The organism is Luteimonas panaciterrae (assembly GCF_020511115.1).
Taxonomy (GTDB): domain Bacteria; phylum Pseudomonadota; class Gammaproteobacteria; order Xanthomonadales; family Xanthomonadaceae; genus Luteimonas; species Luteimonas panaciterrae.
The window spans coordinates 218162-241882 of sequence record NZ_JAJAVH010000001.1; the positions used below are offsets into that span (position 1 = coordinate 218162).

Below are 23721 nucleotides of genomic sequence, written 5' to 3' on the forward strand. Positions count from 1 at the left end.
TTCCTCACCCGATAGATGATTAAAACTCATCCATGCGTAAACTCCCGCCGCTGACCGCCCTGCGCGCGTTCGAGGCCGCCGCGCGCCACGCCAGCTTCAAGCGCGCGGCCGAGGAGCTCTCGCTCAGCGCCACCGCGATCAGCCATCAGGTGCGGCAGCTGGAGGAGCGCCTGGGGTTCGCGCTGTTCGAGCGCCGGACGCGGCAGGTGGTGCTGACGGAAGCCGGACGCCGCCTGTTCCCGGTGCTGCGCGACGGCTTCGACGCGGTCGCCACCACGATCGATGCACTGACGACGGCACCCACGCGCCCGTTGCTAACCATCTCCACCACCAGCGCTTTCGCCGCGCGCTGGCTGGTGCCCAAGCTTGGCGCCTTCGCCGCGGCGCAGCCGGACATCGGCCTGCGCATCCACGCCTCGGACGAAAGCGTCGACCTGCGCCGCGAGCGCGTGGATCTCGCGGTGCGTTATGGCGGCGGCCGCTATCCGGGGCTGCGTTCGGAACCGCTGCTGCCGGGCCGTTTCGCGCCGGTCTGCAGTCCACGCCTGGCGCTACGCGCGATCGCGGACCTGGCGAAACATCCGCTGATCCGTTACGCCTGGCATCTGCAGGAAGCCGATACGCCCGACTGGCCGCGCTGGCTGCGCGAAGCCGGCATCGCCGACGATGCCGTGCGCGGCGGGCCACTGTTCTCCGACGAGACCCACGCCATCCAGGCCGCGATCGCCGGGCAGGGTGTCGTGCTCGCCAGCCTGCCGCTGGTGGCCGACGAACTGGCGGCGGGGCACCTGATCGTGCCGTTCGGGCCGGTGCTGGAAGGCCACAGCTTCCATCTGGTGTGGGCGCCGGAATCCGAATCCTCGGAAGTATTCACGCGCGTGCGTGACTGGCTTCGCGGCGAAGCGCAAGCCTTTCTACGCATGCAGCGTTCGATATATCGCGTTGACGAATCCGACTAGCCACTATATGTTGTGGTCGTCGGTTCCGAAGGCGCAAACCTTCGGATGAAAAGGGAAGCCGGTTCAGGCTCGTGAGAGTCCATTCCGGCACTGCCCCGCAGCGGTAGGTGGAAACGAAGTCGTATTGGATGCGAGTCCCTCGCAAAAGCCCGCACATCCCTGTGCGGACTGTCCAAAAAAGCACTGGGGCGGTGGTCCCGGGAAGCAGCGACAAGTAGGAGGCTCGGGAGATCCCGCGCCGCGTCCACGAGTCCGAAGACCTGCCGACAGCCGCGCGATCTGCACGCCGCGCGGTGCCGGCCGCGGAATCTCCGGGGGGAGATGGCTGGTGACGTAGCCGGCCGATGTCTTCCGTCGCTGCCGCTGCGACGCCGCTTTCCGACCCTGTTGCTCCGCCCGCCCGAGGGGGCGAGGTCGCGTCGTGGGTTCTTTTCCTCGATGCGATGTCTTGCTCCCCTCCGCCGTCCCGCCAGGGAGCGACGGCAAGGTGCGTCACCACGGAGCAAGCACCATGACACAACAAGACACCGACACCGCGATCAAACCCCCGGCGGAAACGGCTGCGACCCACGAACCTTCCTTCCTGCTCACCGCACCGCCCACGGCCACGGCCATGCAGGTGCGCAAGCGCAACGGCGGCAGCGAGCCGGTCGATCTGAACAAGATCGTGCGCGCCATCCAGCGCTGCTGCGACGATCTGCACGCGGTCGATCCGATGCGCGTGGCCACGCGCACCATCTCCGGACTCTACGACGGCGCCTCCACGCGTGAACTCGACGAGCTGTCGATCCGCACCGCCGCCCTGCTCACCGCCGAGGAACCCGAATACAGCCGCCTGGCCGCGCGGTTGCTGGCGAACGTGATCGCCAAGGAAGTGGCCGGACAGGAGATCCACGCCTTCTCGCAATCGATCGCGCGCGGCCACGATCTCGGCCTGATCAACGATCGCCTGCTCGGCTTCGTGCAGCTGCACGCGCGCAAGCTCAACGACGCCATCGACGCGGCGTTCGATCTGCACTTCGATTATTTCGGCCTGCGCACGCTCTACGACCGCTACCTGCTGCGCCATCCCCAGTCGCGCAAGGTGATCGAGACGCCGCAGCAGTTCTTCCTGCGCATCGCCTGCGCACTGTCCGAGGACGTGCCGGAAGCGCTCGCGCTATATCGCCGCATGGGCAATCTCGACTATCTGCCGAGCTCGCCGACGCTGTTCAACAGCGGCACCACGCACGAGCAGCTGTCCTCGTGCTTCCTGCTCGATTCGCCGCAGGATTCGCTGGAGTCGATCTACGCGCGCTACGGCGACATCGCGCAGCTGTCGAAATTCAGCGGCGGCATCGGCGTGAGCTACACGCGCGTGCGCTCGCGCGGCTCGCTGATCAAGTCCACCAACGGCCATTCCAACGGCATCGTGCCGTGGCTGAAGACGCTGGATTCCTCGGTCGCCGCGGTGAACCAGGGCGGCAAGCGCAAGGGCGCGGCCTGCGTGTACCTGGAACCGTGGCACGCGGATGTGGAGGAATTCCTCGAACTACGCGACAACACGGGCGACGAGGCGCGACGCACGCACAATCTCAATCTCGCCAACTGGATTCCCGATCTCTTCATGCGCCGCGTCGAGGCCGATGCCGACTGGTCGCTGTTCGATCCGCGCATCGTGCCGGAGTTCACCGATCTGTACGGCGAAGCCTTCGAGCGCGCCTACGCGCAGGCGGAAGCGCAGGGCAAGGCGGTGAAGACGATCAAGGCGCGCGAATTGTACGCACGCATGATGCGTTCGCTGGCACAGACCGGCAACGGCTGGATGACGTTCAAGGACAAGTGCAATCGCGCGAGCAATCAGACCGCCAAGGCCGGCAATGTCATTCATCTGTCGAATCTGTGCACCGAAATCCTCGAGGTGACGTCGGCCGAGGAAACCGCGGTCTGCAATCTCGGTTCGATCAATCTCGCGCATCATTTCGACGAAGATGGGGTTTTCGATTTCGACAAGCTCGGTGAAACCGTGCGACTGGCGGTACGCCAGCTCGACCGCGTGATCGACCTGAACTTCTATCCCATCGAATCCGCGCGCCGCGGCAACCTGCGCTGGCGACCGGTGGGCCTGGGCTGCATGGGCCTGCAGGACGTGTTCTTCCGCCTGCGCCTGCCGTTCGACAGCGAGGCGGCGCGTGCGCTGTCGGCGAGGATCGCCGAGACGATTTATTACCACGCGCTGGAAACCTCCTGCGAACTGGCCGAGGAACGCGGCCGTCATCCCTCTTTCGCTGACACGCGCGCGGCGGCCGGCGAATTGCAATTCGACGCATGGAATGTCACGCCTGAGAACCAAGAACGCTGGGACGCGCTGCGCGAGCGTATCAAGGCGCACGGCCTGCGCAACTCGCTGCTGATCGCGATCGCGCCGACCGCCACCATCGCTTCCATCGCCGGTTGCTACGAGTGCGTGGAGCCGCAGGTGAGCAACCTGTTCAAGCGCGAGACGCTGTCGGGCGACTTCCTGCAAGTGAACCGCCACCTGGTCGAAGAACTGAAGAAGCTCGGCTTGTGGACGCCAGAAACCCGCGATGCCATCAAACAGGCCGAAGGCTCGATTCAAGGCCTGACGCAAATCCCAGAAACGCTGCGCGCGATCTACCGCACCGCCTGGGAACTGCCGATGCGTTCGCTGATCGACATGGCGGCCGAGCGCGGCGCCTACATCGACCAGTCGGCCTCGCTCAATCTGTTCATGGAGAGCCCCAACATCGGCGCGCTGTCGTCGATGTACATGTACGCGTGGAAGAAAGGCATCAAGACCACGTACTACCTGCGTTCGCGGCCGGCGACGAAGATCGCCAAGACCACCGTCGCCAGCTATACGCCGGTCGCGGCGGTGGCCTGTTCGCTGGAAAACCCGGAAGCCTGCGAGGCCTGCCAGTAACTCGCTTTTTCCTTCCCCCTCCGGGGGAAGGTGCCCGAAGGGCGGATGAGGGCAGGAAATCACTTGCCGATGAACGTTCTTGGCAAGTCCTTCCCCCGCCCTCATCCGGCGCTTCGCGCCACCTTCTCCCGATGGGAGAAGGAATAGCAAATCAACGGAAATTGATATGTCCATGCATAACCGCCAACTGCTGCTCGACCCCGGCTTCGAACTGACACTGCGCCCGATGCGCTATCCGCAGTTCTACGAGATGTACCGCAACGCCATCCGCAACACCTGGACGGTGGAGGAAGTGGACTTCTCGCTGGACGTGAATGATCTGAAACACAAGTTCGGCCCAGCCGAGCGGCATCTGATCGAGCGGCTGGTGGCGTTCTTCGCCACCGGCGATTCGATCGTGTCCAACAACCTGGTGCTGAACCTGTACCAGCACATCAACGCGCCGGAAGCGCGCATGTACCTGTCGCGGCAGCTGTACGAGGAGGCGCTGCACGTGCAGTTCTACCTCACGTTGCTCGATACCTACCTGCCCGATCCGAACGAGCGCGCCAAGGCCTTCGCCGCGGTGGAGAACATTCCCTCGATCCGCAAGAAGGCCGAGTTCTGCTTCAAGTGGATCGACAGCATCCAGAACCTGCGGCGCGTGGAGACGCGTGAACAGCGTCGCCAGTTCCTGCTCAACATGGTCTGCTTCGCTGGCTGCATCGAAGGCCTGTTCTTCTTCGGCGCCTTCGCCTACGTGTACTACCTGCGTTCACGCGGATTGCTGCATGGCCTCGCTTCCGGCACCAACTGGGTGTTCCGCGACGAGAGCTGCCACATGGCCTTCGCTTTCGAGGTGATCCGCACCGCGCGCGAGGAAGAGCCCGACCTGATCGACGACGATTTCCGCGCGCAAGTGGTGCGGATGATGGAGGAGGCGGTGGACTGCGAATTCGCCTTCGCGCAGGACACGCTTTCGGGCGGCGTCGCCGGACTGTCGCCGAAGGACATGCGCGAGTATCTGGAATATTGCGCCGATCAGCGCATGGCCCAGCTCGGCATGCCGAAGCATTTCGGCGCGCGCAATCCCTTCCCCTTCATGGACCTGCAGGACGTGCAGGAGCTCACCAACTTCTTCGAGCGGCGCGTCTCGGCCTATCAGGTGGGTGTGCAGGGTGAAGTCGGTTTCGATCACGCTTTCTAAGGACGTCATGACTCCCCTGCCTGATACCCAGCCGCGCGAAGCGCGGCTGCTGGAAATGGTGTTCCCCGATCACACCAACCACCTCGGTACTTTGTTCGGCGGGCAGGCCCTGGCCTGGATGGACAAGGCCGCCTTCATTGCGGCTTCCCGCTACGCACGCCGCACGGTGGTAACGGCGCGCTCGGAGCAAGTGGATTTCGAACTGCCGATCCGCCAGGGCCAACTGGTGGAAACGGTGGCGCGCGTGATCTCCACCGGCAACAGTTCGATGCAGGTGGAAGTGGAACTGATCGCCGAGGATCTGCTCAGCGGCGAGCGCGAGCTGTGTACGCGCGGCCGCTTCGTGATGATCGCGCTGGATGTGCGCGGCCGGCCGGCACCGGTGCCGCGCCTGGTGGAATCAGATACGGATTAGCGGCACGCCACGCTGTCGCGCGGCATGCCATTCCGTTCTCCTTCTTCGCGCGTCAGGCCGTGCGCAAGGCGTGCGCGGCCGAGACCATCGCCGCGAGCGCTGCGCGGGTTTCCGGCCAACCTCGCGTCTTCAGCCCGCAATCCGGGTTCACCCACAGCTGTTCCGTCGGCAATACCGCGCCGGCCTTTTGCAGCAACGCCGTCATTTCCGTCGTGTCCGGGACGCGCGGCGAGTGGATGTCGTACACGCCGGGGCCGATGCCGTTCGGATAGCGGAAACGCACGAACGCATCCAGCAGTTCCATGCGCGAGCGTGAGGTCTCGATGGAGATCACGTCGGCATCCATCGCCGCCACCGCTTCCATGATGTCGTTGAACTCCGAGTAGCACATATGGGTGTGGACTTGCGTCTCGTCGGCGACACCGGCGGCGCTGATGCGGAAGCATTCCACGGCCCAGTCGAGATAGGCACGCCACTGCACGCGCCGCAGCGGCAGGCCTTCGCGCAGCGCCGGCTCGTCGATCTGGATCACGCCGATGCCGGCGGCCTCCAGATCGAGCACTTCGTCGCGCAAGGCGAGGGCGATCTGCCGGCATGTGCTCGCGCGCGGCTGGTCGTCGCGCACGAACGACCATTGCAGCACCGTCACCGGGCCGGTCAGCATCCCCTTCATCGGTTTGTCGGTGAGCGATTGCGCGTAGCGCGACCAGCGCACCGTCATCGGCGCCGGGCGCCGCACGTCGCCGTACAGGATCGGCGGCTTGACGCAGCGCGAGCCGTAGCTCTGCACCCAGCCGTGTTTGGTGAAGGCGAAGCCGTCGAGCTGTTCGCCGAAATACTCGACCATGTCGTTGCGCTCGAACTCGCCGTGCACCAGCACGTCCAGACCGATCTCTTCCTGGAAACGCACGCAGCGTTCGGTCTCGGCTTCGAGGAAGGCGTCGTAGTCGGCGTCCGACCACTTGCCGGATTTGTATTTCGCGCGTGCCTCGCGCACAGCCTGTGTCTGCGGAAACGAGCCGATGGTGGTGGTGGGGAACGACGGCAGGTCGAAGCGCCGCGCCTGCGCGATGCGCCGCTGCGCGTACGACGACTTGCGCTGCGTGTCGACAGCATCGAGCGCGGCCACGCGCGCGGCGACGTCCGGCCGATGCACCTTGGCCGAGCGGCGGCGCGTCTCATAACGTTCGCGCGCGACTTCCAGCGTGGAATGCGCCGAACGCAGGCCGTTCAGGGCATCGCCGAGAGTGCGCAATTCCTCGATCTTCTGTCGCGCGAACGCCAGCCATGCGTGGATGTCGAATGGCAGCGCGGTTTCCAGCGTTATATCGATCGGCACGTGCAACAGCGAGCACGATGGCGCGACTTGCAGGCGTCCGGCATCGACGCGCGCCTGCGCGCGTTCCGCCAACGCGAGCGCGCGATCGAGATCGGTGCGCCAGACGTTGCGGCCATCGACCAGGCCGAGCGAGAGCACGTGACGCGGCGGCAGCGCATCGAGCACGGCATCGAGTTGCTCCGGTGCGCGCACGAGGTCGACGTGCAGGCCTTCGACGGGCAATTCCACGGCTAGCGCGAGATTGCCCTCGAGCGCACCGAAGTATGTGGCCAGCAGCAGCTTCGGCCGCGCGGTGATGGCCAACGTGCCGTAGGCCTTGCGATACGCCGCGCGATCGTCGTCGTCGAGATCCTGCACCAGGCAGGGTTCGTCGATCTGCACCCACGCCGCGCCCGCATCGCGCAATCGGCCGAGCCATTCGGCGTAGACGGGCAGCAAGCGGTCGAGCAGGGCGAGGCGATCGCTGCCGTCGACCGTTTTCGACAGCAACAGGAAGCTCACCGGACCGAGCAGCACCGGCCTGGCATCGACGCCGAGCGCCTTGGCTTCCAGGAATTCGTCGACGGCCTTGTCGTCACGCAAGCGAAAACTCTGCTGCGCATGCAGCTCCGGCACCAGGTAGTGATAGTTGGTGTCGAACCACTTGGTCATCTCCAGCGCGTGCAGGTCGACGCCGTCCTTCTGCAAACCGCGCGCGAGGGCGAAGTAGCCGGCCAGCGGATCGGCATCGGCGAGTGCGCGATAGCGATCGGGAATGGCGTCGAGCGCGAACGCGGTGTCGAGCACGTGGTCGTACAGCGAGAAGTCGTTGCAGGGCACCACGTCGGCGCCGGCTTCGTATTGCAGTTTCCAATGCCGCTCGCGCAGTGCGCGGGCGGTGTCTTGCAGTTGTTGCGGCGTGGCCTCGCCGCGCCAGTACGCTTCCAGCGCGCGCTTGAGTTCGCGCTTCGCGCCGATGCGCGGGAAGCCCAGGTTGCTGACGGTGATCATGTTGCGTGTCCTCGATTCGTGGCGAATGGAGGAACGAAGGCGGCACGCGCCGAAGCGCCCGCATAGACCTACGCGAGCCCTCCGCCACGCCGGCGACCTTCGCCCCCTCGGGCGAACCGGAACCGACGAGCGGGCGCAAGGACAGGCCCCGGCCGGAAAGCCGCGGCGCACGTCCCGGCGCTTCCCCTCGGAAGTCCCAGGTCAGGACAGGGATCGCTCCCTGGCCGCGGCAGGTCTTCGGGCTCGTGGACGTGGGGCGCGGAGGCCCCGCCTACTGTTCGCCGCTTCCCGGGCTGCAGACCCAGTGCCATTGGCGAAGATCGTTTCCACACACCGCTGCGGGGCAGCGCCGGAATTGGCCCTGGGCGAAGGAAACTCGCTGTCGGGCCGCACCGGCTTCCCTTTTAATTCCATCGCTTGATCTTGATGAAGCGATGCAAACCGTCGGCAGGCGCAAGTTACGCTGGGGGCCGGGAAGCGTCAAGGACGTGAGCGCTCACATGAGAAAACGTTCTATGCCGTTCGACGGAAATTCACCGCGCGCCGTAGACCGCATCGCGGATCTGCGTCGGGAAGGCGCCGGACATGCCTTCCAGCGCGGTGTTGGTGAGCGCCACCACGCTCCACCCGTTGCCGCGATCGACGAACCAGGCATGGCCGTAGACACCACCCCACTGCAGCGTGCCCTTCGCCTGCGGCGACTTGGCCAGCACGGGATCGTCCAGCACGGCGCCGCCGTAGCCGAATCCCCAACCGGGGCCTTGGGTTTGCGCATCGGCGCCGACCTGATCGGCGGTCATGCGCTTCACGGTGTCGGCGCTTAGCAGCGGGGCGCCGCCGCCGCGGATCGTTTCCAGCAGACGCAGCACATCATCGGCCGTGCCGACCATGCCGGCGCCTCCGGAGGGAAACGCGCCGGCATCGAACGCCCGCGTGGGCGCGAAGCGCAGGCGCTGGCCCATCCATGCCGGCAGCGCCATTTCGAAATGGTCGGACATGCGCCGCGGTCGCGGTTGGCCGTCGGCGTAGGGCACCACGACGCGCGGGGAATCCTGCACGGAGAACGCGGTATCGCGCATGTGCAAGGGCGTCGTCACCAGTTGCGCCACCGCTTCCTGGAGCGTGCTCGCGTTGGCGCGGGCGATCACCGCGCCGAGTACGTCGATGGCGAGCGAATACCGCCACTGATGACCAGGCGGATAGAGCAGCGGCGCCTGCGCGAGACGGTGCAGATTTTCCTCCAGGGTGATGCCGGCATCATCGAGGCCATCGGAAACACCGAGCCGGTGATACGGCGAATCGGCCGGTTCCTCGAACCCGTAACTCAACCCGGCGGTGTGCGTGAGCAGCTGATGCACGGTGATGACCGGCGTGCTGCCATCCGCCAGCTTCGGTTTGAAGTCGGGCAGCCAGCGCGTCACCGGATCGTCCAGACGCAGCTTGCCTTGCTCCACCAACCGCAATGCCGCCACGGTGACGATCGGTTTGGTGATCGAAGAAAAGCGGAAGATCGCGTCCTCCGGCATCGGCCGCTTTGCTTCGCGGTCGGCGAAACCGGCGGCGCGGCGATACACCACCTTGCCATCCTTGGCCACGAGTACGACGGTGCCGACGATGCGTTCCTCGCGCAGCGCGCGATCGATCACCGCATCCAGGCGGTGGGGCAACTCGTCTTCCACCACCGGCTCGGCGGCGACCGGACCTGGCTGCACGGCGACGGCGAGGGCGAGCAGGGGAGCGAACAGGGACATGGCGGCATCTCCAGAAAGGGCGTCGCCACTGTGACGCCCCGATCCCTGAGCAAAAAGACTGTTAGCCTGCACCCATCATGAAGAAAAACTTGACGATCAAGCCCGAACCCCTGGCCGGCCTGTCGGTGTTCCGCACCGTGGCGCGGCTGGGCAGCTTCACCCGCGCCGCCGACCATCTCGGCGTCACCGCCTCGGCGGTTTCGCAAAGCGTGCGCGGGCTGGAAGCGCGGCTGGGCGTGCGTTTGTTCAACCGCACCAGCCGGCGCGTGGCATTGAGCGAGGCGGGGCGCGAATTCCTGGCGCAGATCGATCCCTCGCTGGATCGCATCGACATCGCCATGCAGCGCCTGCGCGCCGATCAGGGCCAGCCGTCCGGCCTGCTGCGGATCAATCTTTCGCGTCTGGTGGCGGGGCTGTACATCAACCCGCGACTGCCGGAATTCCTGGCGCGCTATCCGCAGATCCAGGTCGAACTGTTCACCGACGACACCCTCGCCGACGTGGTGGCCGGCGGCTTCGATGCCGGCATCCGCATCGGCCACAAACTGGCCCAGGACATGGTGGCGCGACCGATCAGCGGCCCCCTGCGCCGCGCCATCGTCGCCACTCCCGAATATCTGCGCCGCCACGGCACGCCGCGCACGCCGGCCGATCTGGCCGGCCATGACTGCATCCGCTTCCGCATGCCCGGCAGCGGCCGGCTCGAGCCCTGGAGTTTCGTCGACAACGGCCGCGAACTGCAGATGGACGTCCAGGGCCGCCTGATCTACACCGACGACCGCATGGCGCGCGAGGCCGCGCGCGACGGGCTCGGCCTGGCGCAGCTTTTCGTCGAGACGGTCAAGGCCGATCTGGCGGACGGCCGCCTGGTCCGGGTGCTGGCTGAATACGCGCCCGCGCTTCCCGGCTTCTACATCTACTACCCGGCGCGCGAGCACATGCCGCCCAAGCTGCGGGCGTTCGTGGATTTCCTCTGCGAGCCCCTGGGACGAACCGGGGCCGGGTAGCCCCCCTTGATTTCGATATATCTTAGATATATCTTTTCACCAACTTCCGATATATCGAATTCCCATGCGCCTCCATTCCTGGTTCCACCGCCACACCTCGCACCACCCCCACCCGCACCATGACTTCGACCCGGCCATGCACGCCGGCCGCCGCGGCTTCTTCGACCGCTTCGGCGGGAACGACGACTTCTCCGACGACATGGGCCGTCGCCACGGCGGTCATCGCGGCGGCGGGCGCATGCTCGGCCACGGCGACCTCAAGCTGCTGCTGCTCGCCCTGATCGAACAGCAGCCGCGCCACGGCTACGAACTGATCCGCATCATCGAAGAGATGTTCCACGGCCGTTACTCGCCCAGCCCCGGCGCGATCTATCCCACCCTCACCATGCTCGAGGAAATGGGCCACGCCCAGGCCGAAGCCGAAACCGGTGGCCGCAAGCTCTACTCGATCACCGACGCCGGCCGCGCCTACCTCAACGAAAACCGCGCCGCCGTCGACGCCGTGATCGCCCGTACCGAGCAACGCGCCCGCGAAGCCGCCAAGGAAGCCGGGCCGATGACCGTGCGCCGCGCCATGCACGCGCTCAAGCACGCGTTGTTCTCGCGTCGTACCGATTGGGATGATGCTGAGGCGAAGCGCATCGCCGCAATTCTTGAGCGTGCTACCGCGGAGATTCTTGGTGGCGAGCGTAGTGACTAAAAGGTCTGTGTCGCTTGATGCGTGGTTCGCATGCTACGCATCAAACCGTCAGTTGCGCTCCAGATTACGGCACTCATCCATCGCCTTCGGCCTGTCCTTCCAAGCATGGAATACGTTGTAGCCGAAGCAAACGTGATCACAACCGCCACCAACTTTAGGTCCATCTGGGCTGGCGAGGCAGGTGAGAACACAATCTGCGGCTGGTGTGCAATCAGCACGGAGCTTCGCAACCAGACACTGCTCTTCGCCAGACAGTTCTCTCCACGGCAGAATCTTGCAGCCGTGGAAGTTTTCAATATCCCCAACATCAGGAGGAGGCGGGGGTGGCGGCGGTTGATGTGCAGTCGAGGAAGACACTGAGTTGCGTGCCACATCTCTCTCACCGCAGCTCGCGACAAGAACAACGATAGCTGTAACAACGACAAGCACGCGAAATGCACGGCGCACAGCTAGTAGCGATAGCAAATTGCATTGTAAGGCGGTTTCGGTTCGCCATGAGTTATCAAGCATCTTCTGACAACCGCTCCCACGGCGCTACCGGCCCAGACCGCCGGCGAAACAGAGGATGGCACGCAGGGTTAACCACATTTGTCCAACGGGAATGCACCTCAGGACTGCGTGTTGCCAACTTGCGCTGCAAATGATCCCACTCGTATCCAATCTGCCCCGAGCTAACCGGAATAGTCTCCACTACCCGTACCTGCCCGAGTTTTGAGTGATCGAAGGAATAGCCACGCGCGGTAGCCTCCTCGTGCACTGCGGCGAGATACGAATTGATCGCCAAGCGTGGTCTTGGGTGCGTCTTGAACCGTTCCAGCTGTGGATGGTTGGTATAGCCTCGCGTTTCTCCGCGAAGGACTGCTTTGGCGAGCAGCGCCTCACGCCACAGGGCAACCAATCCTTGCGGGTCAAGATACTTTGGATGCAATGACCATAAACGCATGCAAGAGCGCCTAGCGATGGAATGAAATCACAGTGTGGAACCGCTTCGCTTTGAACGAATGGTAAGCCTGAAAACTCAACAAGCTCATTCGTTTTTACTCGCCAGTAACAGAAAGCTCGAGGGAAGCACCATTGATGCCCACAAAGAATCCGAAGCCATCCGTAAACTGCACAACAAGCTCATTAATCCGACGACGCCATACTGTTTCTACGACCTTACCCATCACAACTTGATGACTTGTTTGGCTTCATCATCAAGCGTCATCGTATTGCCTTGACAAACCAACACTCAGTTACAAACGTCATCAGAATACGATTGTGCTTAACTCACGACTTGCTCTCGCAGAAAATCAATAAACACCCGCAACTTCGGCGCCATATGCTCCCGCGCCGGGTAGTAGATGAAAAACCCGGGGAAAGGTTCCAGGTCATCGTCGAGCACGCGCTGCAGTGTGCCATTGGCAAGGTCAGCCGCCGCCTCCGCCTCGAACTGCTGACTGAGCCCAAGTCCCGCCCGCGCGGCTTCGCGCGCGAGGCCGCTGTCGTTGAAGATCAGGCGTCCGTTAACCTCGACTTCGAAATCGCGTCCGTCGCGCGTGAATTCGTAGGGCATCAAGCGCCCGCTGCTTAGGCGATGGCGGATGCAGTCGTGGTGGACGAGGTCGGCCGGGGTGCGCGGCGGCGGATGGTGGCGGAAGTAGGCAGGGGAGCCCACGACCACCTGGCGCTGCATCGGCCCGATCGGCAGGGCGATCATGTCCTTGGCCAGGCATTCGCCGAGGCGGATGCCGGCGTCGAAACCGCCGGCCACCAGATCGGCCAGTCTCGGGTCGACGAACAGCTCCACCTCCACCTCGGGATAGCGCGCGGCGAAGGCGGGCAGCCGCGGGATCACCAGTTGCTGGGCGGCGACGCGCGAGAGGTTGATGCGCAAGCGACCGGCCGGGCGGTCGCGGACCAGGTCGAGGTCGTCGAAGGCGGCTTCGATCAGCTGCAGGCCCGGCGCGACCTGCTGCAGGAAGCGCGCGCCGTGCTCGGTCAGGCCGACGCGGCGGGTGGTGCGGTTGAGCAGGCGCACGCCCAACTGGGATTCGAGCGTCCGCACCGTCTGCGACAGCGCGGAGGGCGAGACCGCCAGTTCGGCGGCGGCGCGGGTGAAGCTGGCGTGGTGGGCGACGCGGGAGAAGGCGACGACAGCGGGAAGCGGGGCAGCGGCCATTGTGAAGCCAAGGTTCAAAGAAGATTCGGATATTGCCGGTTTATCGGCGCAGTCGCCAGCGCGACACTGGTGGTCCCTTCTCCAACCGGGCCCAGGCCATGCCGCTTCGCCTGCCTTTCTCCGTTGCGCCCCTCCCCGTCGCGCTTGCCGGCATGCTCGCCAGCACCTCCGCGATCGCGCAGCCGCCGGCCGGGCCCGTATCGGAGCAGGGTGAGCGCCTGCGTTTCCAGTCGCTCGCGGCGCCCGCCGGTCCCTATGCCCACGCGGTGCGGCATGGCGACACGGTCTATCTGTCCGGACTGACCGCCTTCGGCTCGGACGCCGCCCGCGGCGACACCGGCGCGCAGACCCGCGTAGTGCTGGGCCGCCTCCACGGCGTGCTGCGCGAACTCGGCGCGGACTGGCCGGCCTTGCTGAAGGTGACCATCTTCCTCACCGATCTGAAGGACCTCGCCGCCGTCCGCGCGGCATTGATCGAGGCCTACGGCGCCAATCCGCCCGCCAGTTCGCTGGTGCAGGTGTCCGGACTGTTCGATCCGGCTTTGAAAGTGGAAATCGAGGCGGTGATCGCCGCTCCTCCCCAAACGACTCCATCCTCCCAGGAGAAATCGCAATGAAAACCCGCAAGCTCGGCCGCAACGGCCCTGAAGTCTCCGCCCTCGGCCTCGGCTGCATGGGCATGAGTTTCGGCTACACCACGGCCCAGGACGACACCGAATCGCTCGCCACGCTCGCGCGCGCGCTCGAACTCGGCGTCACTTTCTGGGATACCGCCGAGATCTACGGCCCGCATACCAACGAGCAATTGCTCGGTGGCTTTCTGAAGGGGCGCCGCGATCAAGTGTTCCTGGCGACCAAGTTCGGCTTCGTCATCGAGCCAGGCATGCAGGACGTGCGCAGAGGCGGCGTCGATGGCAGCCCCGCCAACGTGCGCGCCGCCGTCGAGGGCAGCCTCAAGCGCCTGGGCACCGATCACATCGATCTCTACTACCAGCATCGCGTCGATCCGAACGTGCCGATCGAGGATACCGTCGGCGCCATGGCCGATCTCGTCAAGGCCGGCAAGGTGCGTTACCTCGGCTTGTCCGAAGCCGGCGCCGAGACCATCCGCCGCGCCCACGCCGTGCATCCGATCACCGCGTTGCAGAGCGAGTACTCGTTGTGGACGCGTGATCCGGAAGAGAACGGCGTGCTCGCGGTCTGCCGCGAACTGGGCATCGGCTTCGTGCCGTATTCGCCGCTCGGCCGCGGCTTCCTCACCGGCGCGATCCAGTCGCCGGAGGATTTCGAGGCCGACGACTGGCGCCGCACCAATCCGCGTTTCCAGGGCGAGAATTTCGCCAAGAATCTGGCCTTGGTCGAACAGATCAAGTCGCTGGCCGCCGGCAAGGCCGTGACGCCCGGACAACTCGCGCTCGCGTGGGTGCTGGCGCAGGACGAGCACATCGTGCCGATCCCCGGCACCAAGCGTCGCAAGTATCTGGAAGAGAACGTCGGTGCGGTCGACGTCACGCTCAGCGATGACGAACTGACCCTCATCGAGGCCATCGTCCCGCCGAGCGCTGTGGCCGGCGCACGCTACGCCGCGGACGCGATGCAGCTGGTCGACCACTGATCGCGTTAAGTGGGCGGTGGCGCGATCAATCGCGCTCGGCGATGTCCGTCACCGCTTGCGGCGTGTCGTCGCGATTCAATGTATAGGCTTCGACGCCGGTGCCTTCGGCACCGGCGACCTCGATCGAGGTGATCGCGGCGGGATCACCGCTCAGCACGATGGAGACGGAATTCGATTTGCCGTTGGCATCGTCGAGCCGCAGCGTCTCCGACCGGCCGTTGTCGTAATGCACCGTGATCTCGGTGCCTTCGTCGAAGGTGCCGTCATCCAGGTTCAGATACAGGCGGTCGTAAGGCTGGACCTGGTCCAGTTTGCTTTCGCCATCGGGCGCGGCCTCGCGCCGCATCTCCGCATTGGCCACGCGCCACGTCCACGGGTTGTCGCGCATCACCTCGTTGGTGGCCGGGCCAGGCTCGTTGGATTCGTCGCGGCCCGTGTTCGGGCCCGTGCCCACCAGGACCGGCACGCCGGAATAGGCGCGATTGTGGCGGTCACTGGGATCATCCCACTGCACGTTGTTGTGCTCGTTGTAGATCGCGATACCCGGCAATCCGTTCGGGCCGCGCGCGTCGTTCATGTCCTGCACGCCCGCATCGTCGTCGCGCAGTTCGACGCCGCCCGCACCGTTCTTGCCTGAAAAATCGATCACCTCGCCATTGGCGTCGATTGTCACCTCGTAGATGCGCTCGTCGTCGGTGGTGCGGCCCCAGCGATTGGTCAGCATGGTGGGATCACTGCCATCGCCGCCGTCCTCGTTGCTGTAGAGGATGCGGTAGGCGATCGTGGTGGTGCCGTCGTCGTGATGGACGACCTGCGCGGTGGTCATCAGCGGCGTGTTGTTGGTGGCCTGCTCGTTGTCGGCCAGCGCCAGATTGGGCGCGTAGCGCGCGGCGAGGGCCTGGTCGCGCACGGCGGGATCGCTGGAATCGATGTCGAGGTTCGTGACTTCCAACTCCACGGATGCGGGATCGATGCTCGCTTCCGGCGCGCCCGTGCCGACCGCGCTGCTATCGCGCAATTCGATCGTGTGCGGCCCCGGGCCGAGCACGCCGAGATTGACGTCGGCGCCGTTTGGGTTTTCGGTGAAGATGGTCGCGTCGGCGACGTATTCGCCGTCGACGTACACCGAGACGATGCCGGCACGCGGGCCCGTCTCGTTGCTCCAGCTCGCGCCTTCCGGCGGCGCGGCATCGATGTGGAGCACGGTGGGATCCTGATCCGAGCCGGTGACCTGCTGCGTCGCCAGCGACGGCAGCGACGAAGGCTGATCGCGCACCATGTAGCTGGTCAGGTCCTTGAGGCTGATCACTCCATCCTGATCACCGCCTTCGCCGGCGGTGTCCAGGCCGTCGCGCAGATCGGGCGTCTCCAGCAAATGGTTGGCGGCATCCACCAGCTCTTGATCGTCGCTGTTCTCGACGATCGCCTGCAGATCCTCACGGCTGACCTTGCCATCGGCCTCGTCATGCTTGGCCGCGGTATCGAACTCGCTGAAACGACGATTGAAAACGGCCAGCGCGTCGTCGTCGGTCGTGTTGCGCGGCTGCACGCGGCCCGGATCGGCGGCGTAAGCGGAAGTGACGGGCTCGGCCCGGACTCGATCGACGGACATGGCGGCGCTCCTGGATCGCTGTCGTCAGCGCACCTTAGTCCTTCGCGGCGCTCATGACAGCTAGGAATATCCCTAGTCGGCGATCCGCGGACCGATCGCACCGGCTTGCGGGCTACTATCCCGGTTTCCCCTCTTGCGGAGCCTCGCCGATGCCGTCGTCGTCCTCTCGTCTCCTTCTCCCGCCGCTCTTGGTAGGCACGCTCCTGGCGAACTCGCTGCTCGCCGGCGCCGCCATCGCGCAGGACGCGCCGCTCGCGCAGCGTCCGGAAGTGATCGCGGCCGCGGCCAAGCTGCGCCAGCAGGTAATCGACTGGCGTCGCGATTTTCATCAGCACCCGGAGCTGTCGAACCGCGAGGAACGCACGTCGGCGAAAGTCGCCGAACATCTGCGCGCGCTCGGCCTGCAACCGCAGACCGGCATTGCCCATCACGGCGTGGTCGCCATCATCAAAGGTGGCAAGCCCGGGCCGAAGATCGCGCTGCGCGCCGACATGGATGCGCTGCCGGTGACCGAGCAGACCGGTCTGCCGTTCGCCTCGAAAGTCACCACGAATTTCCGTGGCGAACCGGTCGGCGTGATGCACGCCTGCGGCCACGACGCGCATACCGGCATCCTGCTCGGCGTCGCCGATGCGCTGGTGGCGATGCGTGAGCAGCTGCCGGGCGAAGTAATGCTGATCTTCCAGCCATCGGAAGAAGGCGCGCCGGCCGACGAGGAAGGTGGCGCGTCATTGATGTTGAAGGAAGGCCTGTTCAAGACCTTCAAGCCCGAGGCGGTGTTCGGCCTGCACGTGTTCTCTTCGGTGCAGGCGGGCAAGATCGCCGTGCGCGGCGGCCCGCTGATGGCGGCTTCGGATCGCTTCAGCATCAAGGTGCACGGCCGTCAAACACACGGTTCGGCGCCGTGGAAAGGCATCGATCCGATCGTCGCCAGCGCCGATCTGATCTCCACCGCGCAGACCATCGTCAGCCGCCGCACCGACATCTCGAACCTGCCGGCGGTGGTGACCTTCGGCGCGATCAAGGGCGGCATCCGCTACAACATCATCCCCGACGACGTGGAGATGATCGGCACGATCCGCACCTTCGATGAAGGCATGCGCAAGAAGATTTTCGACGATCTGAAGAACGTGTCCGAGCACGTCGCCGCCGCGCATGGCGCCACCGCCGAAGCGCAGGTGCCCGATCAACCCGGCAACCCCGTCACCGTCAACGATCCGGCGCTGACCGCGAAGATGCTGCCCAGCCTGCAGGCAGTGGTGGGACGCGAGAATGTCTACGAACCGCCGCTGCAGATGGGTGCGGAGGATTTTTCCTTCTACGCCAAGGAAGTGCCCGGACTGTTCTTCTTCGTCGGCTCGACGACGGCGGGCATCGATCCCGCCACCGCGCCGAGCAATCATTCGCCGAAATTCCTGCTCGACGAGTTGTCGCTGGATGTCGGGTTGCGCGCGCTGTTGCAGGTCACGCTCGATTACCTGCACGCGCCGCCGTCCACGCAATGACGGCGCGGCGCTCGGATCACGGCAAGTCGCGACTGGAGTTCGGATCGATCGCGTAGGCAAAGGTTTCGGCGAGGAATCCGGGTTGCTCGCGCACGCGCTCGATCCAGGCACGCACCTGCGCGAACGGCGCCAGTGATAATCCTTCGGCCTCGTCGCTGCGGCTGACGTAGGCGAACAGCGCGATGTCGGCGACCGTGTATGCGTCGCCGACGATGAAGGCGCTTTGCGCGAGATGCGCATCGAGCATGCCGAGCGCCTTGTGCCCGGCATTGCGCTTCATCTCCACCAGCACCGGCGCGCGCCGCGCCAGCTTGCCGGTCAACGTCCAGTGCCGCAGCGCGCCGATCTGGCTTTCCACCCGCTCCTGCTCGAACGACATCCACTGCAGCACCTTCGCGCGGGCGAAGCCGTCGTCGGGAAGATACGGCGTGCCCTCGGCGAGGTGGAATAGGATCGGATTGGACTCGGACAGCGCGCGGCCGTCCTCGAACATCACCGCCGGCACCGTGCCGGTCGGGCTGATGCGGCGATAGGCCTCGGTCTGCCCCTCGCCCTCGAAGATACTGACCATGACGTTTCGGTACGGGCGTTGCAGGTGATGCAGCAGCTGGCGGATCTTCCAGGCGTTCTGCGAGGGCAGGTAGTCGTAGAGCGTGAGCATGGCGATGCGTTCCGATGAGATGAATGCAGTGTCGGGCGGCGGCCGTGGCGGCGATATCCGGTTCTTGCGCCGCCGCGTAGAATTCACGCATGTCCTCGCAACTCCCGCTCGGCCGCGAAGTCGCCTATCCGCGCCGCTACGACCCGTCGCTGCTGTTCCCGATCCCGCGCACGCAAGGCCGCGACGCCATCGGCGTGCCCGGCGATGCCTTGCCCTTCGTCGGACAGGATCGCTGGCACGCCTACGAGTTGAGCTGGCTCGACGCGCGCGGCAAGCCCGTGGTCGCCACCGCTACGCTCACCGTGCCGGCGACGTCGCCCTGCCTGATCGAATCGAAGTCGCTGAAGCTCTATCTCAACTCGTTCAATGCCGAACGCTTCGACGATGCCGAGCAGGTGCGCGCCCGCATCGTCCAGGATCTGTCGCAAGCGGCGGGCGCTCCGGTCGAGGTCGCCTTCGGCTTGCCCGCGATCGATGCCGATTCCGGTCTGCAATCCCTCGATGCGCTTGAGGTCGAATGCAGCGCCTACGACGAACCGCAGCCGTCCTTCCTCGCCATCGAGGCCGATGACGAAGTCGAGGAGCGCCTGCACTCAGCCCTGCTGAAGTCCAACTGCCCGGTCACCGGCCAGCCCGACTGGGCCGGCGTGACCATCGCCTATCGCGGCCCGCGCATCGATCGCGCCGGCCTGTTGCGCTACCTCGTCTCCTTCCGTGACCACGCCGAATTCCACGAACAATGCGTCGAACGCATCTTCGTCGACGTGCTGGCGCGGTGCCGTCCGCGCACGCTCTCGGTGGAAGCGCGCTACACCCGCCGCGGCGGACTCGACATCAATCCCTGGCGGGGCACGCCGGGGCTGTCCCCGCCCGCGCCGGGGCGCGACCTTCGCCAATAAACACCGAGCTAACAACGAGACGGGCTTCACGGCTGAAATATGATTTTTTAACAACGTTCGTGGGACGCTGCGCCGTCAACGCGGCATAGGAGCCCCTGATGAGCAACGCCCCCAATCCCAACGATCCGAAAGAGCCGGATTTCTCCAACGTGAAGAGCGGCTCCAGCAGTACTGAAGCGCCCCAGGAAAATGTGGACTTCTCCAACGTGCAGAGCGGTTCGAGCAGCACGGAAGAGATCACCGGCGAGCAGACTTACACCGTGCAGAAGGGCGATACGCTGTCGCACATCGCCAAGCAGTTCTACGGCAAGTCGGGCGCATGGCATCAGATCTTCGAAGCCAATCGCGACCAGCTCGACAATCCCGACCTGATCAAGCCCGGTCAGGTGCTAAAGATTCCGCCGAAGGCCGACTGAGCTAGTTAGCTGAGCTAGTTTTCGAGCGATTTTCCTGCAACCCGGGCCGCGCCCGGTTCCGACCATCTCATGACCATCCACGGAGACATTCCATGACACGCAAGACGCTCAATCTCGCCATTGCCGCCGCGCTGTTCGGCACGCTGGCGCTGGTCGGCTGCAAGAAGAAGGAAGAGCCGGCCGCGACCCCGCCTGCCGCCACCGAACCGGCCGCGCCTGCGGCGCCCGCCCCGGCTCCGGAACCCGCTCCGGCTCCGGCCGCCACCGCCTCGGTGGCTTCGGTCGACCTCGGCAACGCCATCGGTGCCGACAAGAAGGTCACCACCCCGTCCACGACCTTCGGCAAGAAGGACACGATCTATGCCGCGGTCTCCACGACCACGAGCGACCCGGCCGCTTCGGTTCCGGGCAAGCTCACTGCCAAGTGGACCTTCGGCGAAGGCGACAAGGCGAAGGTGGTCAACGAGGAAAGCCAGGACATCACCTTCACCGGTGCCGGCGTGACCGAATTCCACATCAGCAAGCCCGACGGCTGGCCGACCGGCAAGTACAAGCTGGAAGTCTCGCTCGACGGCAACGTCGTGCAGACCAAGGATTTCGAAGTCAAGTAATCCGGTTGATCCGATCCGACGGACTCGTTCCGTCACGAGGGCGCGGTGCGAGCCGCGCCCTTTTTGCGTTATGCGGGCCCTCCGCAAGCGCCTAGCCAGCGCCTAGCCAGCGCCGGCCCACGGTATTCGAAACACTGTTTCATCCCTGCGCTTTGCCCGCGCCCGCGCAAACCGCGACAATACCGGTTCCTGATCGACCCGCTTCCCCGTCCCTCCCCGCTCGCCCGTACGGTGCGCGCGTTTCTTCGGAGATTCCGATGACAGATTTCACCCCGACAGTTCCTGCCGGCGGCAGCAAGATCACCAAGAGCCCGCAAGGTCTCAACGTTCCCGACCATCCGGTCATCCCCTTCATCGAAGGCGACGGCACCGGTCCCGACATCTGGCGCGCCAGCGTGCGCGTGCTCGACGCGGCGGTCGCCAAGGCCTACGGCGGCAAGCGCAAGCTCGAATGGATGGAAGTGCTGGCCGGCGAGAAGGCCTACAACGCCACCGGCAACTGGCTGCCCGACGCCACCGTCGATGCCTGCCGCGACTACCTGGTCAGCATCAAGGGCCCGCTGACCACGCCGGTCGGCGGCGGCATCCGTTCGCTCAACGTCGCGCTGCGCCAGATGCTCGACCTCTACGTCTGCCTGCGCCCGGTGCGCTGGTTCGAAGGCGTGCCCTCGCCGGTGAAGAAGCCGGGCGACGTCGAAATGACCATCTTCCGCGAGAACACCGAGGACATCTACGCCGGTATCGAGTTCGAACCCGGCAGCGCCGACGCGCAGAAGGTGCTCGACTTCCTCGCCAAGGAATTCCCGCGCTCGTTCGACAAGATCCGCTTCGGCACGCAGGAAAAGATCGACGCGTGGCAGGACGCGCTGGCCACCGTCGGCGCGCCCAAGCGTGATCTGCCCGTGCAGGTCGGCGTCGGCATCAAGCCGGTGTCCTTCCTCGGCACCACGCGCCTGGTGCATGCGGCGATCCAGTACGCGATCGACACCAACCAGAAGTCGGTCACCCTGGTGCACAAGGGCAACATCATGAAGTTCACCGAGGGCGCGTTCCGCGACTTCGGCTATCAGGTCGCGCGCGAGGCTTTCGGCGCGGTCGAACTCGACGGCGGCCCCTGGCACGTGATTCCGGAAGGCAAGCCGGGTGCGGGCATCGTCATCAAGGACGCCATCGCCGACGCCTTCCTGCAGCAGATCCTGCTGCGTCCGAAGGAATACGACGTGGTGGCCACGCTCAACTTGAACGGCGACTACCTCTCCGACGCCCTCGCCGCGCAGGTCGGCGGCATCGGCATCGCGCCGGGCGCCAACATCAACTACGTCACCGGCCATGCCGTGTTCGAGGCGACCCACGGCACCGCGCCGAAGTACGCCGACCAGGACAAGGTCAACCCGGGTTCGGTGATCCTCTCCGGCGAGATGATGCTGCGCTACATGGGCTGGACCGAAGCAGCCGACGCGATCATCGCCGGCATGGACAAGGCCATCGCCAGCAAGCGCGTCACCTATGACTTCGCGCGTTTGATGGAGGGGGCGACCGAGGTGAAGTGCAGTGAGTTTGCTGATGAGATCATCAAGCATCTGTAAGACAGTCGTTCTATGACAAAACAAAAAGCCCGGCATTCGCCGGGCTTTTTTTATCTGTTAACAGGCGTACATGGATGCCACGCGTGGAGCGTCTCACCTTCATTTGATGACGACGCCTTTGCCATAGCATTCTCCCTGCCAGGGGATCATTTGAACGGCAAGGAAATCGCAACATGGAATCAAGAATCTCTTTTTTGAAGATCGCTCTAAGCGCGGGATTGATGTCGATCCCTCTAATGGCAAGCGCCGCCGGATCGGTAGAGATTAACGGTTACACGTTCTACTGTCAGAACACTTGCGTCGTTTCGCAGAACGGGGGAGGACTGTCTGTTTCTGACAGCCTAGGCGGATGGGTCAGAATTTTCACTCCTGGCGGTCGATTGCCGGCACCACGCCCACAATAAGGAAAGGCGATCATGAAGCGTATTGTGTTTGCATGCTGCGGCCTGTTCGCTACCGCGATGTCATTTCAGGTTTCAGCCGTTGAAACCGTTATTGTCAATGGCAATACTTTCCAATGTCAGAACGCCTGTGTAGTCTCGACAAGCGGTAATGGCTCTTTATTCGTCAGCGACACGATGGGAGGATGGGTGCAAATGTTGAGGCGCGGCCGAGTGCCAGTTCCACAAGTCGCCGCTTCTCCAACGGAATAAACCTACTTATGAAATCGCGCCGGAGTGTTTTGCTCTTATCCATAGCCATCGTGGCTTTGATATCGATTTGGTATCTGTCACATGAGTTTCAACGGAAACCGGCTGTTCCGGCTAACCATGGATCTGACGATATCTCCGGGGAACGCGCGGGCGATCAATCAGCGGTGTCGATTGATCGCCCCGTGCATTCTCCGCATGACATGAAAACTGAGTCGATGCCTTCTGTTCCTACGGAGGACGCGAAGTTTGTGACGCCGAGAAACGGAAGTGATGCTGAGGCGCTAATCCTCAGCACGGAAGGAATACGCGCCGATGCCGCAGACGCGGTATTGCAAAGTGCGAGCTATAGCGAATACCTGCGAAAATTGCGAAGTGACAGCGCCGGCAGTCAGCTGGCAATTGACAACTCGCGCAGGTACGGGGATCAAATCGGCAGGCTCTTAGCCGAAAAATTCTCGGGATCGGAAATTGAAGAACTGGCCTGCGCAGAAACCATTTGCGGTATGGAGGTTATCGGTGACAGTTCTCACGCAGACGGATTGTTCCAAGGGATTCTAAACTCCAGTTCTTCCGATGCACCTTTCTATTCTGTAGTGACGAAGGAGATACAGTTACCGAATGGGCGCATTTCCTATCGCATGATTTTTTCTACGGACCCTGCCCGAAACGCTATCAACGTGCCCCTTGTGTCACCAAAATCTTGATGGTTGGCGGCGCCGTTGCTCGATAGCC

General features: G+C 64.4%; 20 protein-coding genes and 2 riboswitches. Of the genes, 14 read left to right on the top strand and 6 right to left on the bottom strand.

The genetic code is table 11. From position 1 onward, the window contains the following. Window positions 1–32 precede the first annotated feature (32 nt). The 4 genes from gcvA (at window position 33) to LG367_RS01005 (ending at window position 5483) form a co-directional block, all read left to right on the top strand. The gene (gcvA, locus tag LG367_RS00990; RefSeq protein WP_226467350.1) at window positions 33–959 is read left to right on the top strand and encodes a transcriptional regulator GcvA; all 927 of its coding nucleotides are present in this window, start codon (window positions 33–35) and stop codon (window positions 957–959) included. Between the two features lie 3 nt (window positions 960–962). Next, a riboswitch (cobalamin riboswitch) is annotated at window positions 963–1241 on the top strand. Between the two features lie 229 nt (window positions 1242–1470). Further along, window positions 1471–3882 (top strand): ribonucleoside-diphosphate reductase subunit alpha, encoded by a 2412-nt coding sequence (locus LG367_RS00995; protein WP_226467351.1) that lies wholly within the window; start codon window positions 1471–1473, stop codon window positions 3880–3882. 166 nt (window positions 3883–4048) lie between these two features. Beyond that, window positions 4049–5068 (top strand): ribonucleotide-diphosphate reductase subunit beta, encoded by a 1020-nt coding sequence (locus LG367_RS01000; protein ID WP_226467352.1) that lies wholly within the window; start codon window positions 4049–4051, stop codon window positions 5066–5068. Window positions 5069–5075: 7 nt separating this feature from the next. Further along, entirely contained in the window at window positions 5076–5483 is a 408-nt protein-coding gene (locus tag LG367_RS01005) for an acyl-CoA thioesterase (RefSeq protein WP_226467353.1), read from the top strand. 52 nt (window positions 5484–5535) lie between these two features. On the opposite strand, the gene metE is transcribed toward LG367_RS01005, so the two are convergent. Both metE and LG367_RS01015 read right to left on the bottom strand, forming a co-directional pair. Next, entirely contained in the window at window positions 5536–7812 is a 2277-nt protein-coding gene (metE, locus tag LG367_RS01010; RefSeq protein WP_226467354.1) for a 5-methyltetrahydropteroyltriglutamate--homocysteine S-methyltransferase, read from the bottom strand. Window positions 7813–8023: 211 nt separating this feature from the next. Beyond that, window positions 8024–8273: riboswitch (cobalamin riboswitch) on the bottom strand. 72 nt (window positions 8274–8345) lie between these two features. Then, window positions 8346–9563, bottom strand: coding sequence for a serine hydrolase domain-containing protein (locus LG367_RS01015; protein ID WP_226467355.1), 1218 nt, complete (start codon window positions 9561–9563; stop codon window positions 8346–8348). An 89-nt stretch (window positions 9564–9652) separates the two neighbouring features. Here LG367_RS01015 and LG367_RS01020 point away from each other — a divergent pair, with 89 nt between their 5' ends. Together LG367_RS01020 and LG367_RS01025 are read left to right on the top strand one after the other, a co-directional pair. Continuing rightward, window positions 9653–10570 carry a LysR family transcriptional regulator gene (locus LG367_RS01020; RefSeq protein ID WP_264179738.1) on the top strand — a complete coding sequence of 306 codons (918 nt, stop codon included), beginning with the start codon at window positions 9653–9655 and terminating at the stop codon, window positions 10568–10570. Between the two features lie 64 nt (window positions 10571–10634). Next, the gene (locus LG367_RS01025) at window positions 10635–11270 is read left to right on the top strand and encodes a PadR family transcriptional regulator (protein ID WP_226467356.1); all 636 of its coding nucleotides are present in this window, start codon (window positions 10635–10637) and stop codon (window positions 11268–11270) included. A gap of 502 nt (window positions 11271–11772) precedes the next feature. Here LG367_RS01025 and LG367_RS01030 read toward each other — a convergent pair. Beyond that, window positions 11773–12213, bottom strand: a complete 441-nt coding sequence (locus LG367_RS01030; RefSeq protein ID WP_226467357.1) for a pyrimidine dimer DNA glycosylase/endonuclease V — start codon at window positions 12211–12213, stop codon at window positions 11773–11775. Window positions 12214–12534: 321 nt separating this feature from the next. Further along, entirely contained in the window at window positions 12535–13431 is an 897-nt protein-coding gene (locus LG367_RS01035; protein WP_226467358.1) for a LysR family transcriptional regulator, read from the bottom strand. Window positions 13432–13583: 152 nt separating this feature from the next. Between LG367_RS01035 and LG367_RS01040 the strand changes: the two genes are divergently transcribed. After that, window positions 13584–14048 (top strand): RidA family protein, encoded by a 465-nt coding sequence (locus tag LG367_RS01040; protein ID WP_226467359.1) that lies wholly within the window; start codon window positions 13584–13586, stop codon window positions 14046–14048. Further along, window positions 14045–15046, top strand: coding sequence for an aldo/keto reductase (locus LG367_RS01045; protein WP_226467360.1), 1002 nt, complete (start codon window positions 14045–14047; stop codon window positions 15044–15046). The genes LG367_RS01040 and LG367_RS01045 overlap by 4 nt, the downstream gene beginning before the upstream one ends. Window positions 15047–15071: 25 nt before the next feature. Here the strand turns inward: LG367_RS01045 and LG367_RS01050 are convergent, their stop codons facing one another. After that, entirely contained in the window at window positions 15072–16658 is a 1587-nt protein-coding gene (locus LG367_RS01050; protein ID WP_226467361.1) for a hypothetical protein, read from the bottom strand. Window positions 16659–16861: 203 nt separating this feature from the next. On the opposite strand from LG367_RS01050, the gene LG367_RS01055 reads away from it, so the two are divergent. Further along, the gene (locus LG367_RS01055) at window positions 16862–18163 is read left to right on the top strand and encodes a M20 family metallopeptidase (protein WP_226467947.1); all 1302 of its coding nucleotides are present in this window, start codon (window positions 16862–16864) and stop codon (window positions 18161–18163) included. A 16-nt stretch (window positions 18164–18179) separates the two neighbouring features. Here the strand turns inward: LG367_RS01055 and LG367_RS01060 are convergent, their stop codons facing one another. Beyond that, entirely contained in the window at window positions 18180–18824 is a 645-nt protein-coding gene (locus LG367_RS01060; RefSeq protein ID WP_226467362.1) for a glutathione S-transferase family protein, read from the bottom strand. An 89-nt stretch (window positions 18825–18913) separates the two neighbouring features. Between LG367_RS01060 and queF the strand changes: the two genes are divergently transcribed. From queF to LG367_RS01085, 5 genes are all read left to right on the top strand, one after another. Then, window positions 18914–19723 (top strand): NADPH-dependent 7-cyano-7-deazaguanine reductase QueF, encoded by an 810-nt coding sequence (gene queF, locus LG367_RS01065; RefSeq protein ID WP_226467363.1) that lies wholly within the window; start codon window positions 18914–18916, stop codon window positions 19721–19723. A gap of 98 nt (window positions 19724–19821) precedes the next feature. Then, window positions 19822–20139, top strand: a complete 318-nt coding sequence (locus tag LG367_RS01070; RefSeq protein WP_226467364.1) for a LysM peptidoglycan-binding domain-containing protein — start codon at window positions 19822–19824, stop codon at window positions 20137–20139. Between the two features lie 92 nt (window positions 20140–20231). After that, on the top strand, window positions 20232–20750 hold the full coding sequence (locus LG367_RS01075; RefSeq protein ID WP_226467365.1) for a hypothetical protein: 519 nt from the start codon (window positions 20232–20234) through the stop codon (window positions 20748–20750). Window positions 20751–21007: 257 nt separating this feature from the next. After that, the gene (gene icd, locus LG367_RS01080) at window positions 21008–22336 is read left to right on the top strand and encodes an NADP-dependent isocitrate dehydrogenase (protein ID WP_226467366.1); all 1329 of its coding nucleotides are present in this window, start codon (window positions 21008–21010) and stop codon (window positions 22334–22336) included. Window positions 22337–22997: 661 nt separating this feature from the next. After that, complete coding sequence (locus LG367_RS01085; RefSeq protein ID WP_226467367.1) at window positions 22998–23693, top strand: hypothetical protein; 696 nt, start codon at window positions 22998–23000, stop codon at window positions 23691–23693. Window positions 23694–23721 lie beyond the last annotated feature (28 nt).